The 18,176-nt window shown below is 43.5% G+C and carries 14 protein-coding genes; 8 read left to right on the top strand and 6 right to left on the bottom strand.

Going from position 1 to position 18,176, the window contains the following annotated elements; genetic code table 11:
* The first annotated feature begins 16 nt into the window (after positions 1–16).
* The 4 genes from QQL36_RS00450 to QQL36_RS00435 all read left to right on the top strand — a co-directional run bounded on the left by QQL36_RS00450 (position 17) and on the right by QQL36_RS00435 (position 4,030).
* A complete protein-coding gene (locus QQL36_RS00450) occupies positions 17–1,123 on the top strand; it encodes a multiheme c-type cytochrome (protein WP_321568556.1) in 1,107 nt (368 codons plus the stop codon).
* A 41-nt stretch (positions 1,124–1,164) separates the two neighbouring features.
* Positions 1,165–2,052 (top strand): metallophosphoesterase family protein, encoded by an 888-nt coding sequence (locus QQL36_RS00445; RefSeq protein WP_321568555.1) that lies wholly within the window; start codon positions 1,165–1,167, stop codon positions 2,050–2,052.
* A gap of 327 nt (positions 2,053–2,379) precedes the next feature.
* A complete protein-coding gene (locus QQL36_RS00440; protein WP_321568554.1) occupies positions 2,380–3,195 on the top strand; it encodes a hypothetical protein in 816 nt (271 codons plus the stop codon).
* A 448-nt stretch (positions 3,196–3,643) separates the two neighbouring features.
* Positions 3,644–4,030: a hypothetical protein gene (locus tag QQL36_RS00435; protein ID WP_143708926.1), complete on the top strand. Its 387-nt coding sequence runs from the start codon at positions 3,644–3,646 to the stop codon at positions 4,028–4,030.
* Between the two features lie 19 nt (positions 4,031–4,049).
* Here QQL36_RS00435 and QQL36_RS00430 read toward each other — a convergent pair whose 3' ends face one another.
* The 3 genes from QQL36_RS00430 to QQL36_RS00420 all read right to left on the bottom strand — a co-directional run bounded on the left by QQL36_RS00430 (position 4,050) and on the right by QQL36_RS00420 (position 7,686).
* Positions 4,050–4,640: a phosphatase PAP2 family protein gene (locus tag QQL36_RS00430; protein WP_083725223.1), complete on the bottom strand. Its 591-nt coding sequence runs from the start codon at positions 4,638–4,640 to the stop codon at positions 4,050–4,052.
* 248 nt (positions 4,641–4,888) lie between these two features.
* Positions 4,889–5,473: an RNA polymerase sigma-70 factor gene (locus QQL36_RS00425; RefSeq protein ID WP_321568553.1), complete on the bottom strand. Its 585-nt coding sequence runs from the start codon at positions 5,471–5,473 to the stop codon at positions 4,889–4,891.
* Between the two features lie 59 nt (positions 5,474–5,532).
* The gene (locus tag QQL36_RS00420) at positions 5,533–7,686 is read right to left on the bottom strand and encodes a cellulase family glycosylhydrolase (protein ID WP_321568552.1); all 2,154 of its coding nucleotides are present in this window, start codon (positions 7,684–7,686) and stop codon (positions 5,533–5,535) included.
* A gap of 101 nt (positions 7,687–7,787) precedes the next feature.
* Between QQL36_RS00420 and QQL36_RS00415 the strand changes: the two genes are divergently transcribed.
* From QQL36_RS00415 to QQL36_RS00400, 4 genes are all read left to right on the top strand, one after another.
* A complete protein-coding gene (locus QQL36_RS00415) occupies positions 7,788–8,882 on the top strand; it encodes a FecR family protein (RefSeq protein ID WP_321568551.1) in 1,095 nt (364 codons plus the stop codon).
* Between the two features lie 93 nt (positions 8,883–8,975).
* Entirely contained in the window at positions 8,976–12,389 is a 3,414-nt protein-coding gene (locus QQL36_RS00410; protein WP_321568550.1) for a TonB-dependent receptor, read from the top strand.
* A gap of 12 nt (positions 12,390–12,401) precedes the next feature.
* Entirely contained in the window at positions 12,402–13,868 is a 1,467-nt protein-coding gene (locus QQL36_RS00405) for a RagB/SusD family nutrient uptake outer membrane protein (RefSeq protein ID WP_321568549.1), read from the top strand.
* A 5-nt stretch (positions 13,869–13,873) separates the two neighbouring features.
* Positions 13,874–15,040, top strand: coding sequence for a M14 family metallopeptidase (locus QQL36_RS00400; protein WP_321568548.1), 1,167 nt, complete (start codon positions 13,874–13,876; stop codon positions 15,038–15,040).
* Positions 15,041–15,102: 62 nt separating this feature from the next.
* On the opposite strand, the gene QQL36_RS00395 is transcribed toward QQL36_RS00400, so the two are convergent.
* The 3 genes from QQL36_RS00395 to QQL36_RS00385 all read right to left on the bottom strand — a co-directional run bounded on the left by QQL36_RS00395 (position 15,103) and on the right by QQL36_RS00385 (position 18,132).
* On the bottom strand, positions 15,103–16,125 hold the full coding sequence (locus QQL36_RS00395; protein ID WP_083725237.1) for an alpha/beta hydrolase: 1,023 nt from the start codon (positions 16,123–16,125) through the stop codon (positions 15,103–15,105).
* A 174-nt stretch (positions 16,126–16,299) separates the two neighbouring features.
* Positions 16,300–17,133 (bottom strand): archaemetzincin, encoded by an 834-nt coding sequence (locus tag QQL36_RS00390; RefSeq protein ID WP_083725239.1) that lies wholly within the window; start codon positions 17,131–17,133, stop codon positions 16,300–16,302.
* Between the two features lie 6 nt (positions 17,134–17,139).
* The gene (locus QQL36_RS00385) at positions 17,140–18,132 is read right to left on the bottom strand and encodes a hypothetical protein (protein WP_321568547.1); all 993 of its coding nucleotides are present in this window, start codon (positions 18,130–18,132) and stop codon (positions 17,140–17,142) included.
* Between the last annotated feature and the right edge of the window lie 44 nt (positions 18,133–18,176).

Here is an 18,176-nt window from a genome sequence, read left to right as displayed (position 1 = left end):
GATATTTTTCTGCGTTATGAATAAACAAATGCTGTTAGTAGCAACAGGTATCATTGGCCTGATTGTACTATTATCCCAATGCATCAAACAGCCGGTTACTCAGGATCTGAGAGGAGCCGCGTATGCAGGTGCGAATACCTGTGCGGGTTGTCATCAGGATATTTACAATCATTATTTACAGACAACCCATTTTAAAACGACCAGCAAGGATATATTAGGTTCATTTCCAGCTTCCTTTACCTATGATAATGGTGAACGGGTGTTGATGTCCGTTACTGATAGTGGCAAGGTACAAGGTTCTCATCTCTTTCATTTATCAGTAGGCTCCGGGCGTCATGCACAAACCTATTTATACTGGCAAAATGAGAACTATTTTCAGTTGCCGGTATCTTATTATGTCAGTGCAGGTCATTGGGCGAATAGTCCCGGTTTTCCTACTTCCCATCCTAAATTTGACAGACAGATCCCCAGTACCTGTTTTGGTTGCCACAGTTCTGCTGTGGGTATCAAAAACGTCACAATGATAGGCCGTAGTTTGAACGAAACCTTTGAAAAAGGGAAGCTCATTTACGGCATCGATTGCGAGCGTTGTCATGGTCCTGCAGCCGCACATGTCGCTTATCATACTGCGCATCCGAACGAAAAGAAACCCATGCATATGACAGCTGTCCGTGCGCTTGGCAATCAGCAACAACTGGATATGTGTGCACTGTGTCATTCCGGTTTAAAGACACCACAGAAATCGCTCTTTGGGTATAAACCCGGTGATGCTTACGGCGACTATTTCTTCCCTGATATCAGTGGTCCTTCCAGGCCATCGCAATTGGATATACATGGTACCCAATACCAGTTGTTTACAGCCAGCCGATGTTTCAAAGAAAGCAGGCAGATGAACTGTACCACCTGTCATGATCCACATCAGAATGAAGCGAATAATACAGTAGCATTTTCTCAGAAATGTATGCAATGCCACCAGCAGCAACCTTCGCCCCGGTGTAAGTTTGATAAAATGGCGGTGTTAAATTGTATTGATTGTCACATGCCGAAATTACCTTCATCAAAGATTGTATTGTCAGGTGCCTATTACCTGCGTACCCACCTGATTGGTATTTATAAACAATAACTTAACACAGGGCATTCAGTTGGATTTTTACCTTTGCTGCGATGTTAAGAAGAACCTTATTCAAAAGAATGGGCGGCTTGTTATTGGCGCCTGCATTGCCATTGAGTACGCTGGCGGCAACCGGTGCAAAACCCGCATTGCGCATCGCCCATCTCACAGATATTCATTTGAAAGACAAGTTTGATGCGCCCCGTCACCTACGGGATTGTTTACATCATGTACAGTCGCATTCACCCAAAGTAGATTTTATTCTCAATGGGGGAGACCTGGTATTTGATATGAACAAAGAAGATCTGGCGACTAACGAGGCGCAGTGGAAACTGGTGAAAGGGGTGTTCAAATCAGAATCTGGTTTGCCCATGTATTCAGTGTTGGGGAATCATGACATCTGGTGGAAGGAAAAGAATGAAAAGGAATATGCTTTACAGCAGCTGGAAATGGCGAAGCCTTATTACAGTTTTGTAAAAGGTGGATGGAAGTTTATATGCTTAGATAGTGTGCACCTGGATATTGACAATACGTGGTATATTGGAAAATTGGGTGAGGAGCAGTTTCATTGGCTGGAAAGCGAATTGAATAATACAGATAAGAACATGCCGGTGTGTGTCTTATCACATATCCCTATACTTACAGCTACATTAATGATTGAGGATAACATTGTCAATAAGTGGACGATGTTGGGTGGAGATATGCATACGGATACAGCTGCGATCATCAGTTTGTTTTACAAACATCCGAATGTGAAATTGTGTCTGAGTGGGCATATACATTTAAGAGATAAGGTGGTGTACAACAATGTGACTTATATCTGTAATGGTGCGGTGAGTGGTGCCTGGTGGGAAGGGAACAGGAGGGAGACGGCGCCGGGGTATGGGTTGATTGATTTGTATGCAGATGGGACGTTTGCAGAGAAGTATGTAAATTATTAAAGAGTCTTGCGGCAGCAAGGAAGGTTTTGCTTCTTGCTGCCTCCATTTCGCTCTTTTTAAACCACTGTTTTCAGCTACTTTTCAGGCCTTAAATTTCAATATCCCCTCCGGGAAAATCTTCCGGTTTTTTCGAAACCGGCATAGCTGTTTCTTCAATCGCCCATAGAGCCATGCGTGCAGGCATCCTCTGGATGCCTTATGGAAAGAAGGAGGGTACCCGCAACCTGCAAACTTTTGCAGATGAATTCGCTACCCGTTATCAGGAAAACTAACCGTTGATATCAATATATTTTTATATTATAAAAATATATTATCTTGTGGTTCGCTATGAGATACACATTATTTATCCTTGGAATAACCTTGGGGTTTATTGCTTGTAAAAACTCAGTTGCCAGTAAACCTGAATCTGAAATTGAAACCGCCACCGAATCCGCGCCCCCTGTAGCAGAGTTGGATTCCGTAGGTAACTATGAAGCATTGGATACAGCCCTGAGTTTTGCCGGCATATGGGTGAATGAAGGATATGTAAATGACCTGCATATCACACAATCCCCTCGTCTTTGCAGAGCCGATAGTATTAGTTGTCTGGAGATCCCGGCACGCACATTGATGGTCACCAGGTATATTGGTGGTTTCCATGATGGCGCAGCAGATCTGGTGGTTGTGAAAAGTGGAGATCAATACCTTTTTACCAGCCCTGACCGTAGTAAAAAATATGCTGATACTATCCAGATTTTTTCTCCTACAAGGATCAAAATTCGCGATACCTATCTCTATAAATTAGTGAAGGGAGATGTGACTAAACCTGATTGGGGAATATTGGAAGAGTTGTTATTCAGTGGTACTTATCATCTGGAAGATGGGAAGAAAGTGGTGTTTGGAGAGAATGACACCATCACAGGGTTGGATCTATTTACCCATTATACGCCGATCATTGATGATTGGTATGCTGAAATTAACAATGATGTAGATTATATTGAATTCCAAACATCGGAGAATAAGAGAGAGAAATATGGATATAAGTTTTTTATGGATACGCTGACGATCTTTAAAACCAAGTGTCTCCAGGAAAATAGCAGAACAAAAGCGTGCACATTTGAGACTTATGGTGATAAAGTGTATACACTGATAAAAGAAAAATAGCGGTTCCGCATCAAATCGATAGCAATAGCCTTTTTGCCGGCCGCAGGACACAATCTAAAAAAAGATCGCTTTTACCAAAGGTAAAAGCGATCTTTTTTTAGATTGTTAATTTCCCTGACCTGATATCTTCCGTCATCCCCTTATAAGAGAAAGGTACGCTCCACATTGCTCCGGAGGATCGGCAATCGTTCATCTTCGTATTCAAAAGGCCTGCTATCTTGGGTTATAAATAGAATAGAATCTTCATTTCCGCTGCAAACTTAAAAAAAGAAAAACTTGTTCCTTGCTACCGCAGGCCCAAACAGCGCATTTCATTCCTCCTTAAATATCACTCAAAAATAATTTCAATCATTAATCCCAAACCTTCACATTTAGATTTTATATACTATATTTGACCCTCCAATTTTAGCATATCGAAGGGCCTAATACGAACGTGAATTCTGAGACTATGAAATATACCATCCTTTTCGCATCAGCATTTATGCTAATGACGAGTTGCAGACAACAAGCGATAGATACTGCCAATAACGATAGTGTCTTCACCCTTGAATCCGCACCTCCCATTGCACAACATACCGATGATGCAAATGTGCTGAAAGTGTACGTCGAAAAAAACGGCACCATCTTCGCCAATGGCACTCAGGTCACCATCACCGAATTGGACAATCAATTGAAACAATTGAAGGAAAAAAACGGCATTGTCTGGTACTCAAGAGACAATCTTTCTGACGATCCTTCACGCGAAGCAATGGCTGCCGTCAACGAAATATTGCAATATGAATTAAGCGTGAAGTTTTTCGCTGACAAAGAATTTACAAAAGAAGCTGATTTATAACGCATGCAAGGGCGGATTTTCAATGAAAACCCGGGCGTATAAATCCTAAGGCAAACGAAGTGCCTACACCCAATAAGGCGCCCGTAGCCACATCCGTAGGATAATGTACCCCCAGGTACATCCTGGAATAGCCTATCGCCGATGCCCATACCATGGAAGGCGCTATGATATACCATTTGGGATATGCCCTGGCCAGCGCCGTAGTAGCACTGAAAGCAGAAGAAGTATGACCAGAAGGAAATGAATAGGATGTAGGTTCGTACACTGCTTTCAGTCTTACATTACTTACAAAGGGTCTGGGTCGCTTTACAATCACTTTAATCAGCGTATTCAGAAGGAAAGTAGTCGCTGTACTACTTGCAATATACAGGGCGTTCTGCTTCATGTCAGGATCGTTTTTAATTAACCCTGCTGTCAATACCACTACAGGTATGCCCACATCTACATAATCATTCATATTGGAAATAGTGCGCCACATCTTTGTCTGCCCCGGCGTACGGTGAGCCGCCAGATCTTCGAGCACACGATCATCAAACTGTTGTAATTTTGATTGGGCAAATGTATCAGGGTGTAAAAATATTAACAATGCCGGAATGATGTACCATTTCATGGGTACAAATGTAGTTATTTGGCATGAGGATATAATAAAACGAACATTCTCAGTAGTATATATCAATTTCAATTTTCTTAGAAAGAATCGCCCGGCTCTCCCATGCAGTTGCCTGCGGCCGGCTTGACTAAATTCAAAATGATTCACTACCAGATTCAGGACTTTAGTTCAATTGTATATATAATAGAACTAATATTCTCAGACCTTTATTTCATATGCTGATAAACGAACCCAATATTTCCTCCCCCTTACTTCATTTGCTGATACAACAACACCAACACAATCAAATCCTTCAACTTATCCCTCAATATCGCCAACGCATACGTCAACTGATTCTCCACCGTCCGCTTACTAATTCCCAACCTCACCGCAATCTCCTCATTCGTCAGCTGCTCCTTCCTGCTCATCAAAAATATCTCCCTACACCTTTTGGGCAACCCTGCCAACGCCGCCATCAATCTCACCTCCAACTCTGCCTCCCGCAATTTATCCACTGCCGTATTCCGTTCTTCAGATTGTGATAGCAATTCCAGCGTATCTGTATAAGTCACCCGCTGCTGTTGCTGCTGATGCGCCTTTCTATACACATGATAACGCGCTGCCGTGGTCAGATACGCTGGAAAAGACTGTATCTGCAACTGCGTCCGCTTCTGCCATAAATTGAGGAAAATATCATGTACTACTTCTATGCAGGTCTCCTGATCTTTCAGATGATGAAATGCAGTCGTATACACCCTGTACCAGTACCGGTCATACAAAAGCGAAAAAGCTTTTGAATGACCCTCCTGTATTGCCTCCCATAAATTTTCATCTGCCGTCTGATCATTAATCATAACAGAATCAAGATAGGAGTTTTCAACAAAAAATCATAATCAGTACAACCGACCACCTTTTAATTCCGGATAAAACTCCCCGTCACCGTTTTCGCCCCGTGAATGACCACGAAATACATACCCGGTTGCAGAGCAGAGATATCCAGCGTTTGCTGTTGCCCTACTACCGACATCTTTCGTACACCTTTCAGATCGTATACGGTAATATATTTCCCATTCACATCCACTCCTGAAAATTGAATGGTATTTGTAGCCGGATTAGGATAAATCACCAGTGAATTGTTGGCAATCCGCTTCATAAAAGAAGCTGGAATCTCCTCAGGGTGCAGCACAAACTTTACCGCATCTGCAATCACATACCCATTTGCAGAATCATTTCGTATCAACACATTCCCGGTTGTCCCTGCTGCAAAATCATACGTACCTAAATATTTCCACACCCCATTATCTATTTGCTGATTAATGATGTAACTACTGCTACCACCTGAATAATTTACATCCACAGGTGTATTGGAAGCTCTATTAGTGCCGGAAGACCATCGCATATACACATCATATGTACCTGCCACAGCCAGATCAGGAGAGTATCGCATACTCTTACCACCGGTAGCACCTGTATTCATATCCACCATATAATTTGTACTATAATACCCCGGTAATGAAGTACTGCTGTTCCAGGTACCTGTTGCCACCGCTCCCGTATTATCCACAAAAACGATATTGGCCGAAGGCATATCTTCCACCACATGTCCCAGTGCGCTCTCTACCGTAGCTACTGAGGATACCCTGTAATAATAAGTCACATCATTCGTCACATTGGCATCTGTATAAGTAGTGCCTGTAATGCCCGAAGCTATTAATGTATAGGGTCCTGTTGCTGCTGTAGCTCTGTACACATTGTAGCTGGTAGCACCTACGGCAGTTTTCCACCAGTTTAACTGCACCACCTGATTCCCCGCTTCACTTGTTAAGTACATGGGCAGGTCAGGTGCAAAACCGACAGGATCAGTAGTAGCCGAAACTTCCCCGCTATTGCCATACACATAATAATAAGTCGTATTGGCTGTTAATCCTGTATCAGAATAATTGGTCGTAAGCACTGTATCAATGATGGTATAAGGTCCGCCACTTATGGTCGCACGCTTTAACTCACCTACTGAATCCGGAGGTAGCGCCAGATTAATAGCAGTAGGAGACACTCCATATGCTCTCAGACTGCCTGACTGTGGCTGTCCGGAATTCTGTGCGTCAATAAACCATTGCTGCATAAACTGCCCCTGATTCTCTCCATTCATCAGGTTCCAGCTCCAATCGAAATACTGCGGTTTCCAGAAGTTATCGAAAATATACCCGATCCAGCCTAATTCCGGATGCGCATCCATATAAGTTCTGAAAGGTGTACCCCACGCAGTCGTTGTACCATGTGTCACCGCATCTGAATAACTACTGTTATCATTCCAGCCAAATTCCGTTACCATCACGGGAATGGTCTGCGCAGCCGTACCAAACTTCGTATTCAGGTTAGCCGTTGTTGCTGCTCCCTGATTAGGATAAATATGATATACATATACCAGGTTCGCTCCCGTCATCGGATTGGCCAAAGCACTGTTTACACGCGTGCTCCATTGCGGTCCACCTACCAGGATAATATTTTTAGGCGCCACTGCCCTGATCGTATCAATCACTGGTTGTATATAACTCTTCCAGGTCGCCCATACATCCGGATTGATCGGTTCATTATATACTTCAAACAATACATTCGGTGTATTCGCATACTTTGGCGCCACATATTTCCAGAAGTTCATCACTAATACCTGCGGTATACCACCTGAACCATAATTAGAAACAAAATGCAGATCTACGATAACATACAATCCCTTAGCAATCGCCTGCTGTACATAAGGATCTATGATATCAGCAAAACTCTGTGCCGGATCGCTCACCTTGGCACACGTCACCTGCAACCGTACAACGCGGGATTGCCAACCTCTGCCGGCATCCGCCTGCCATTCCAGCATTTCGCTGATAGATTTGGTATTACAGGTGGTACATTCATTATTATGCTCCGGCGCCAGAATAGATACACCTCTCAGGGTAATATTGTTACCAATGGAGTCTTTGATCCGGTTACCATCTACATGGAGCCAGGGTACCTGGGCAAGAACTGCAGAATAAAATGCAAGGAATAACCATAGTAAAGTTAGGGTCTTCATAAAAGTGGAATTAAAGAGTGAAAACAAACAGTACTTAAATTTAAAAAAAAAACTTCAAAACTATGTGTGTGTCTTCCCCCCATTTGTCTCTTTATTAATGTATGACCAGGGAAGAGTATCTCAAACTATATGAAAAGTATGATGCCGGACTTTGCAATAGCGAGGAACTGGAACTATTGCATGCTTACCAGGATGATTTTGAATTGCTGAACCTACCCTGGAATCCTGCGATGGGAGAGGAGTCAGTGATAAAAGCACGTAGTTTTCCCCGCATCCAAAAGACCCGGATCTTCAGCATACTTTCAGCAGCAGCGGCTATTCTACTGCTCATTGGAACAGGTCTTTTTTACTTCCTGCATCCTGCAAAAGAGGTAAAAACTACTGGAATGAGTATTCCACACATACTACCCGGTGGTACTCAACCAACGCTCACATTATCCGATGGTTCAGTTGTGACACTGGATAGTCTGCAAAATGGTACGCTGGCAAAACAGGGCAATACAACGATTACCAGTCACCATGGTCAGCTGACCTACGAAGGCGCCGACGAAAAAAACAACATAGTATATAATACCATCAATATCCCTAAAGGAGGTCAATATGCACTGGTACTTTCTGATGGTACCAAAGTATGGATCAATGCTGCTTCCACACTGAGATTCCCTGTTCGATTTGGAAATGAACGGATCGTAGAACTCACTGGTGAAGCCTACTTTGAGGTGGCCCAACAACCGGCACACCCATTCAAAGTAATTACAGGACACAAAATGAACATCGATGTACTCGGTACCCACTTTAACGTGAACGCCTATGCAAATGAACCAAAGGGAATCGTATCTCTGATGGAAGGCAGCGTGAAAGTCAGCGATGCGCAACATACCTGTATCCTGAAACCCGGCCAGCAGGCATGGTCAGATAATGACCTGCGCGTGGCAGATGAGATGGATGAAGAACAGGTACTGGCGTGGAAAAATGGTCAGTTCCAGTTTGCCAATACTTCTCTGGAACAGGTACTCCGACAACTGGAAAGATGGTATAACATAGAGGTCAGTTACAATCAGCTACCGGCCAAACACTTTTACGGAACTATCCCCCGTAATGTGGAACTGGCGCAGGTCTTAAATATGCTAACTGTTACCGGCGGGGTAACATTCTCAATGGAAGGTCACAAGTTAACAGTAACAAATGGAAAGTAAACGATAAGCAAATCAACCAATTTTTAATCAGCTGTAATAGCACGCCGGCGTGCTAAAGGACATTGCATTTTTATCAACCAAATGATCATCGCTATGGCATTTAGAAGAATTACCAGTAGCTGTCTGCTGCTGCTAGTATGTATCCTCCTGCAAATCCCGATCATGGCATCACCGCAACAAAGGATTGTGCTGTCAGTAAAGGATGCGCCACTCGAAAAAGTATTGAAAGAACTAACCAGACAAAGTGGTTACCATTTTCTTTACACCGCAGAACTCATGAAAGAGTCAAAACCCGTGACCTGTAACACGAATACATCCAGCATCGAGGACGTATTAAAACTTTGTTTTAACAACCAGCCATTATCCTATGATATTGTCGACAAAATGATCCTCATCAAATCGAAGGAACATGACAAAAAGGAATGGATGATGGCCACTCCCGACCAGTTCACCATCAAGGGACAGGTGACGGACGAAGGTGGCGTACCACTACAGAATGTCACCATCAGTGTGAAAGGTAATACCAGTGTACACACCATGACAGATGCGAGGGGAAATTATTCCCTCACTGTCAATGATGAACATGCCGTATTGATCTTTTCATTTGTCGGCTATGGACGAAAAGAAATGTCCATTGCCGGCAAAGTCACACTGGATGTAACGCTACAGCCAGAGACAAAACAACTGGAAGAAGTAGTCATTGCCTATGGTACTTCGAAAAATAAAAACCTGACCAATGCTGTGGTACAGGTCAAAGCGAATGAAATTGAAGACAGACCTGTGACCAACCTGACCAGCGCCCTTACCGGTGCAGCACCGGGTATACAAACAACGATTGGCGGTGGTCAACCTGGAGATGGACCAGATATCCGTATCCGTGGTTTTGGCTCTGTAAATGCCGGTAATGCGCCATTGTATGTAGTAGATGGTGCGCCTTATGACAATGCACTGAGCAGCATCAATCCTACAGATATCGAGAGTATCTCTATCCTGAAAGATGCTTCTTCTGCAGCCTTGTATGGAGCCCGCGCCGCCAATGGTGTGATCCTCATCACCACTAAAAAAGGGAAGAAGAATAGTATGCAGGTGAACGCCAATGTATCACATGGTTTTAGCGCCAAAGCTTTTCCTGATTATGATAGAGTGACATCGAAAGATTATTATCCACTGGAATGGGAAGCCTATCGCAACAGCCTCGTGTATTCCAGTGGTTCCAGTATAACAGATGCCAGCACCGCTGCTTCTGCCAATATCAAATCCGCATTGGGTTATAATCCCTTCAATGTAGCCGACGATCTGATCGTACTCACTGATGGTACACTGAACCCGGATGCAAAATTACTATATGCAGACGATGTAGATTATGGCAACTGGAAACGCGCGCTGGAACGAAATGGAGAACGTAGTGAATACAACCTCAATGTAAGCGGCGGTAGTGACAAAGGCACTTATTACATGTCTGTAGGCTATCTGAAAGATGATGGTTTCTCCATCCGCTCTAACTTTGAAAGAGCTTCTGCCCGTGTAAATGCGACTGCTACTCCGAATAAATGGTTCCGCACCGGTGTGAACCTGGCAGGTACAATGGTATCATCCGATCAGGCAAATACCGGGAGTGGTCTCAACGAAAATCCATTTTATATCGCCCTGAGAATGGGCCCTATTTATCCTGTATACGAACACGACGAAGATGGTGCATATGTAAAAGATGCTACCGGTCAGAAAGTATGGGATGCGGGTTCTGCGCGTCCCGTATTTACTGGCAGAAATGTATTGGCAGAAACAGTGTTGAATCAGAACCGTCTGAAAAGGAATATGCTCACAGGCAATACCTTTGCTGAAATTACTATTCTGAAAGATTTCAAGTTGTCCACCAACTTTAGCAGTGCTGTGAACAACTACCTATCCTCTGTCTATGACAATGCGGAGATTGGCGATGCTGTGGGTTCCGGTCGTTCATATCGTACTAATTCAATCACGACGACCACTAACTTTAACCAGTTATTGAACTACTCCAAAGAATTAGGACAGCATGGTATTAAAGTATTGTTAGGTCATGAAAATTACCGCTACGAATACAATTACCTGTATGGACAAAGAACCAGTCAGATCGTAGAAGGCTCTACTGAATTAGACAATTTTGCGACGCTGGCCGATCTGAGTTCATATACCAATACTTATCGTACGGAAGGCTTATTCTCCCGTGTAGAATATGCGTATGCTGACAGATACCTGATGGCAGCGTCCTTTCGCAGAGATGGATCATCCAAGTTCTCTCCGGAAAACCGCTGGGGAAATTTCTGGTCATTGAGTGCAGGATGGGAAATCAATAAAGAGCATTTCTTCAAAGCAGACTGGGTAGATCAGCTGAAATTAAGAGCTTCTTATGGACAGGTGGGCTCAGATGATTTGTCAGGTTACTACCTGTATCAGGCATTGTATTCCGTAGGGTATAACAATGGATCAGAACCGGGTTTGCTACAATCTACTATTGCCAGCCCTGACCTGAAGTGGGAGTCCAGCAATAGCCTGGATGCGGCGATTGATTTTGCATTCTTTAAAAACAGACTCTCCGGTACGTTCGAAGTATTCAACCGTGGTTCCAGCAATCTCCTCTTTGATGTACCCTTACCTGTTACCTCCGGTGTGGAAACACAGGCAAAGAACATTGGTAGCATGTACAACAGGGGGATAGAGATCCAGTTGGCCGGCGATGTGATCCGTCACAAAGACTTTAGCTGGAACCTGGGTATCAATGCAACCACTTTCAAAAACAAAATCACAAAGCTGCCACAGGAAGAAATTATCACAGACAGCAAAAAGCGTAAGGTGGGTCATTCTCTCTATGACTTCTGGCTGCGTGACTGGTATGGTGTAAATCCTGCAAACGGCGCCACCCTTTACAAAGCGGATGCATTTGATGATGCAACGACCACTTTTGTCAATGACAAAGGAGATACGGTGACTACAGATCAGAACAATGCCCGTTATCATTACGCCGGCAGTGCAATTCCTGACATCTATGGTAGCATCACCAATACATTTAAATATAAAAATTTCAGCCTGCAATTCACCTTTATATATCAGCTGGGTGGAAAAGTATATAATGGAGAATACGCTACGCTCATGGGTTCTGGCACCACTTACGGTTATGCACTACACAAAGATCAGTTGAAACGCTGGCAGAAAGAAGGAGATATCACTGATGTACCGCGTATGGACAATAGTCAGAGCAGTGCGTTCAATGCATCGAACAGTGATCGCTGGCTGATGAGTGGATCTTACCTGAGCTTAAAATCAGCTACGCTTGGGTATATGGTGCCAAAGCAGTTGCTGTCAAGAATTGGCGTGCGCAGTGCACAGTTCTATGTGTCAGGCGAGAACCTGTTTATGCTCACTTCCATGAAAGGGATGGATCCATCGAAGGCGTTTACAGGTGTGATCTCATCTACCTCTACTTATTCACCGGCACGCATCATTTCAATCGGTGCTAATTTTTCACTCTAATTTTTCCGGCACATGAAAAAGTACATCTTCATAATAGCAGCCATCACGCTTTTTTCCTGTAAGAAAGAGTTGAATACCTCTCCAACAGATGCCATCTCTGATCAGGTGGTATTCAGTAATATCAGCAATGCAGAAGAGGCCTTGAATGGAATATATCGTGCACTGTATATACAATACGCCGGCCAGTCAGAAGACGGGCAGGGCGCCATGATGATCAATATAGACTGGATGGGAGACGATGTGGTGCATACGGCAGCAGGTACCTCTTATTTCAGGGAAGCGTATAAGTGGAACAGTCATCGCGATGCCTCCAGTGCATTGACATACTTTGCCTATCGCTTTTATTATATCATCATCTCTAATGCAAACAGTATCATCAACAACATCGATGCAGTAGAAGGGGAGACGAGCGAAAAGAACCGTATTAAGGCTGAAGCCCTGAGCCTTCGTGCATGGGGACATTTTTACCTGGTGCAGTTATTCGGCGAGCGGTATGATGCAGGTAAGGAAAATACACAGTTAGGCGTACCCATCATGGCCACGAGTAACACAGATGCACATGCACGTAACACTGTAGAAGAAGTGTATACACAGATCAATGCCGACCTGGATGCAGCTATCACCTTATTCGGCGATGCAGCGGCACGTACGGCAAAAACACACTTTAATCTGAATGTAGCCGAAGGTCTAAAAGCAAGAGTGGCGCTCACCATGCAGGACTATGCAACAGCGGCCAGTTATGCGATGAAAGCACTGAATGGCTTTCCGCTGATGACGAATACCGTATACATGGCAGGCTTCACCGATATCTCTAACAATGAATGGATGTGGGGTATCAATCAGCTGGCAGATCAGTTGTATACTTATGGCACATTTTATACTTATATGTCGGCTAACTTTTACAGCTCATCACACACCAAAAACAATCCGAAAGCCATCAATAAACTGTTATATGCAAAGATCACAGCCACCGATGTTCGTAAAGGACTCTGGGATTCTACAGGTAAGAATACTGCTTTTCCTATTGTGAACAATGGGGTTCGCAAAGCATATATGCATCGTAAATATCTCGTAGCCGATATCAACTCTACAGCAGGTGCCATTCCTTACATGCGTGCAGCAGAGATGTACCTGATAGCAGCAGAGGCATTGGCGAGAGAAGGTGGTCATGATGCGGAAGCTGCGGAAGCATTGTATACCTTAGCTGTAAACAGGGATCCGCAATACCAGTTAACTACCAGTACAGGTACTGCATTATTAAATGAGATCATGGTACAGCGCAGGGTAGAATTGTGGGCAGAGGGTTTCCGGTTCCTGGATCTGAAGCGTACGAATAGTGCGCTGGACAGAACGAACAGTAATCATACGTCTGCACTGGCCAATATATTGTCAGTCGATGCAGGTGACAAACGCTGGCAGTTCCTGATACCTGATGATGAAATGAATGCGAATTCATTGATGGAGCAAAACCCGTTGTAAAGAAGATGAAAAGACTATTTTATATGCTATTCCTGTTGTGTGCCTGTAAAGGTACACAGCAGGTAACATCCTCCTCCTCCGTGAAGGTAAAGATGCAGGTGAGAAAGGAGTATGATTTTAAAGGAGGCGTACACTTCAGCAACCGTTTTCCTGGTGCCCGGGCGAATGACATCAGGCAGGTAGATGATAGTACTTTTAAGATTACCATTCTTCCTGAAAATGCACCCATCAATCCAAGTCCCTGGTATGCATTCAGTGTATGGACAGATCGGCCCGGGCGCATACATCTCTGCTTAGATTATGACAGGGAGCAACATCGCTATGATCCTAAAATCAGCAACGATGGCCGGCAATGGACAGATACGACACAGGTGCGTCTTTCGGCAGACAGTACAAAAGCATGGTTCACCTTATTGACATCTCCTGATTCACTCATAGTGGCGGCACAGGAAGTGATTCCTTCTGTTGCGGTGTACAACTGGATAGATAGTCTGCCCAATGTGCAACACGAAACTATTGGCTACAGCATTTTGCACAAGCCAATTGTTGCCCTGCATACAACAGGGAGTGATGGCAAAAAACTCATTGTTGTATTAAGCCGTCAGCATCCACCGGAGGTAACAGGTTATTTTGCTATGCAGGAATTCGTTCGGGTGGTAACTGCCAATACGCCGGAAGCGATTCGCTTTCGTCAGCAATATGAGATCCTGATCATGCCTATGTTAAATCCGGATGGTGTGGACGAAGGAGACTGGAGGCATAACCTTGGTGGTGTAGACCTGAATCGTGACTGGGATGAATTCAAACAACCTGAAACGAAAGCAGTAAAAGACTACCTGAAAAAGACCATTGCTGCACAGGAGGCGAAGGTGTATTTCGGTCTTGACTTTCATTCTACTTACAGGGATGTATTTTATATCAATGAAGATTCAGTGCATACGAACAGGCCGGGGTTTACCCTTCAGTGGTTAAAGGAATTCCAGCAGGCGATACCCGGGTTCAAAGCCAGGGTAAAGCCTAGTGGTAATGGGGGGAACGTCTCCAAAAGCTGGCTCTCCCGCGAGTTGGGGGCAGAAGCATTGACGTATGAAGTGGGGGATAACACCAGCAGAGATCAACTAAAGATGAAAGGCCGGGTAGCGGCGGAAGTCATGATCAGATTATTGCATTAAGAAAGCCCACCGCAGGTATTTGTTTCCTGTTGCTGCTGAAGGCAGCAACAGGAATTTGTTTTTTATTCACAATTTGCAATCCTTGGATTATCGCTGGATCCACACGGAAATAAATATTTACTCTGCGTAAACGCGGCTACAGGATTATCCGTTTCTTCCAGTGCCGTCATACCCTGTGGCAGACTTACCTGTGCAGATGATCCATTGCCTAATGCCGTATTTTTCGCATTCGCATTTCCATTAAAGCTATAATCGATCATCGCATCCAGCAATCTATACACCACATAATAATCATAGGCATCATAAGCCGTTCTTGTATTCGGCAAATCATGGGCAGCAGTATAAGTATATCCATCTACCACACTTTGCTTCACTAAAATATAATCCTTCTCCGCATCCGTAATATTGATATGCTTAAACATATCTATCGACATTCTGTGATCATTTGTCACATCATCATTATATACTTCTGAAATCAATTTCGTATTGGAAGGAAAACTTTGCAATTGTGTATCGGTAATATTATAAGAATACCACTGTGCCATGGTAAAAATAAACCGGCCGTTTTCACCCCATCCATTGTCCACAAATCCTTTATATGCCAATGCATAAGAAGCACCGCCGCCAAAAGAGTGCCCCATAAATCCCACCTTCTTAGTGTCAATAATATTTGGATAGTCATTCACTGCTTTCAGAAAACTCTGCCACAAAGTATTATACCTTGAATCTACTGTTACACCTGTGGTAGGATAAGGTGCAAACACCACTGCATAACCTTTCTTTGCAATAAAATTGTACAAGCCTATATTATAAGACACCTCTTCACCTCCATAAGGATGTGAATAAAAAATAACAGGGACAGGCCCCGTCGCTTCTTTGGGGTAGAATACGGTGACTTTTTTACCAGTATAAGTAGGACTATCAAAACTTACACTGTCCACCGTATAACTGCCATCTGCACCATACCCGCTGCTGGGGCGTGATACTGGTCCAGTCAGATCATCATCAGTGTAAGTAACTGGATTAGTGGTCGATTTTCTGCAGCTACAGCAGAGTACTAATAGGGCGATTACGAACATTCTCATGGTAGTAAATTATTATATCAGTAAAGAAAATAAAAATTCCAGAGAGAATATCTATAATCGGGGTGAAACAGAATATTTGTATGGTAAAGCTGATAATAGATCCCGTCAGTTAATTTCTCTTTTTTTATAAATGAGATGCCCGATCTGAATCGCTATCAGGCAGTTAAGTCATTTTTATTGGCCATCCTTATTAAACACCTCCCAATCCCACTCAAACCCCTTATCCTTACAATATGCCATCAACTCTTTCAACCGTTGCTGATTATCAAACCTCAAATTCCAATATAACTTCTGCTGGCATTCACTACACAACCTTAACGGTGTTCTATCCGTCTCATACAAACCATTCGTTCCATTCATCACACACTTTGCATGTATACAATGATTCATCGACAACATATGTCCGATCTCATGTGAAGAAATATTCACCAATCTCCTTAAAAAACTTGTATCCTGTAACCTGTATATAGATGTCACACCTACCCTTCTGCTATAAGATCCCAGTCCAAACACATAATTCCAGTCCGCTTGCGGATATAAATCCCTTGCGCTGATCGCCATCATCGCAAGTCCGTCTTTCGGTTTCCGGCTAATCAACACACTATCCAATATATAAGGAGCTAATAACTGCACATGCCCCTCGAACTTCCTTGAAGCAATGCCACTATCAGATATTGGCTCCAACAATACTGCTTTCAGCTGAAAGAAAATCTCCATGTAATTCCTCGTCTCCTGCAACACTTTTTCCTGCATAGCAGTAAAATCCCCCATTGGCAAAAGATAAATCACCTTCTTATCTGTTACCGGTTTAGTGGCCTGATAAGCTGCCAGATTTTGTCCCTTTTCTTTATGCTTATATAACCAATCTCCATACGCAGGTGGCGGCAATGAAATATCATTCTTAGCAACAGCATTAAAATAACCAGCCTGCGAATCCATCTCCGGATCCTTTTTTTGATGGCAGGAAAATAACAAACAGGTAATAAGGATAAAAAATAAATACTTCATCAGGTATTATACATTATGCTTTAAAACACTTTTCAACACCTTCAATGCACTCTTCGTATCCTGCGATAATCCGCTGATAATATCTCTAAACCCATATAGCAGATGATCCAGGTTATTCTTCTCACTCTTCCAATCAATGAACCTCGCACTTTGCGGTGTCTTTGCAAACCCCTGCAGAAACTCATATTTAGGATGATTGAAAAGCGAATTGATTTGCTCCTGCAAATCTTTCACCTGTTCTTTCAATGTAGTATTATACAGGTGTAACTTATCATTCGTCAGCGACTCAGGATGCCTGTCTTCCTGCTCAATCCACTGAATTTCCAGTTGTAACATGCTCAACAGATCCTCTTGCTCTTTCGCTATCACCAGCTGTTTCATCAGCTCCTCCTTCAATTGTATCTTTGTTGGATCCTGTTCCAGATCCGGATGGAAAAACTTAGCCAGTTGTCTGTACAATTGTTGAATATTCTTTCTGCGCAGTGCATCCAGCAGCCGTTCCTTCTCTTCTTTATAACGTTCGCGTTTTGTCGTACTAACCGGTGCAGGCAAAGTCTCATCACTAGCCGCCGCCGCTCTCAGCTTAGTCAGATACGCTTCATTGATATCATGGTAGGAGGTCTCAGACAAGGCATTGAATATATCCAGCAATTCCCCCTCCGGATCCGCCTGCTGATACCTGAAGATATCGTTTAATAACTGAAGGATCAACAACCGCAGGTCTTCTTTTTCATGGTCAGACAAGCCTTTGGAGATAGTCATAAACCCATTCATCAACACAGCCAGTTGCCCCCGCAAATCAGTCAGCTGCTGAATGAAGGGATAGATAAATTTGATATAATGCTGGCGTTGCTTATCCAGTACTGCCGTCAATTCCGCCAACTCCTGCCGGAGTGTGGCAATTTGTTGAATCAGTTTATTAAAAGTCTTTTGCTCTTTGCTAAGACTGGACTTTTTGATACTGAGTTCCCCTGGTCGCTTATCTAATTCCTGTGACATAGGGTCAAAAATAGGAAAAGCCCGCGGAACTCCGCGGGCTTTTC

It is taken from the genome of Chitinophaga sp. LS1 (assembly GCF_034274695.1).
Taxonomy (GTDB): Bacteria; Bacteroidota; Bacteroidia; order Chitinophagales; family Chitinophagaceae; genus Chitinophaga.
Note: the sequence above shows the minus strand (reverse complement) of the source record. Positions and strands in the feature narration are given on the sequence as shown.

Coding starts and splice junctions, on each gene's coding strand:
- QQL36_RS00435 (WP_143708926.1), top strand. CDS start 3,644: ATGAAATATACCATCCTTTTCGCATCAGCATTTATGCTAATGACGAGT.
- QQL36_RS00430 (WP_083725223.1), bottom strand. CDS start 4,640: ATGAAATGGTACATCATTCCGGCATTGTTAATATTTTTACACCCTGAT.
- QQL36_RS00405 (WP_321568549.1), top strand. CDS start 12,402: ATGAAAAAGTACATCTTCATAATAGCAGCCATCACGCTTTTTTCCTGT.
- QQL36_RS00385 (WP_321568547.1), bottom strand. CDS start 18,132: ATGTCACAGGAATTAGATAAGCGACCAGGGGAACTCAGTATCAAAAAG.
- QQL36_RS00415 (WP_321568551.1), top strand. CDS start 7,788: ATGACCAGGGAAGAGTATCTCAAACTATATGAAAAGTATGATGCCGGA.
- QQL36_RS00445 (WP_321568555.1), top strand. CDS start 1,165: ATGTTAAGAAGAACCTTATTCAAAAGAATGGGCGGCTTGTTATTGGCG.
- QQL36_RS00390 (WP_083725239.1), bottom strand. CDS start 17,133: ATGAAGTATTTATTTTTTATCCTTATTACCTGTTTGTTATTTTCCTGC.
- QQL36_RS00395 (WP_083725237.1), bottom strand. CDS start 16,125: ATGAGAATGTTCGTAATCGCCCTATTAGTACTCTGCTGTAGCTGCAGA.
- QQL36_RS00400 (WP_321568548.1), top strand. CDS start 13,874: ATGAAAAGACTATTTTATATGCTATTCCTGTTGTGTGCCTGTAAAGGT.
- QQL36_RS00450 (WP_321568556.1), top strand. CDS start 17: ATGAATAAACAAATGCTGTTAGTAGCAACAGGTATCATTGGCCTGATT.
- QQL36_RS00410 (WP_321568550.1), top strand. CDS start 8,976: ATGGCATTTAGAAGAATTACCAGTAGCTGTCTGCTGCTGCTAGTATGT.
- QQL36_RS00440 (WP_321568554.1), top strand. CDS start 2,380: ATGAGATACACATTATTTATCCTTGGAATAACCTTGGGGTTTATTGCT.
- QQL36_RS00420 (WP_321568552.1), bottom strand. CDS start 7,686: ATGAAGACCCTAACTTTACTATGGTTATTCCTTGCATTTTATTCTGCA.
- QQL36_RS00425 (WP_321568553.1), bottom strand. CDS start 5,473: ATGATTAATGATCAGACGGCAGATGAAAATTTATGGGAGGCAATACAG.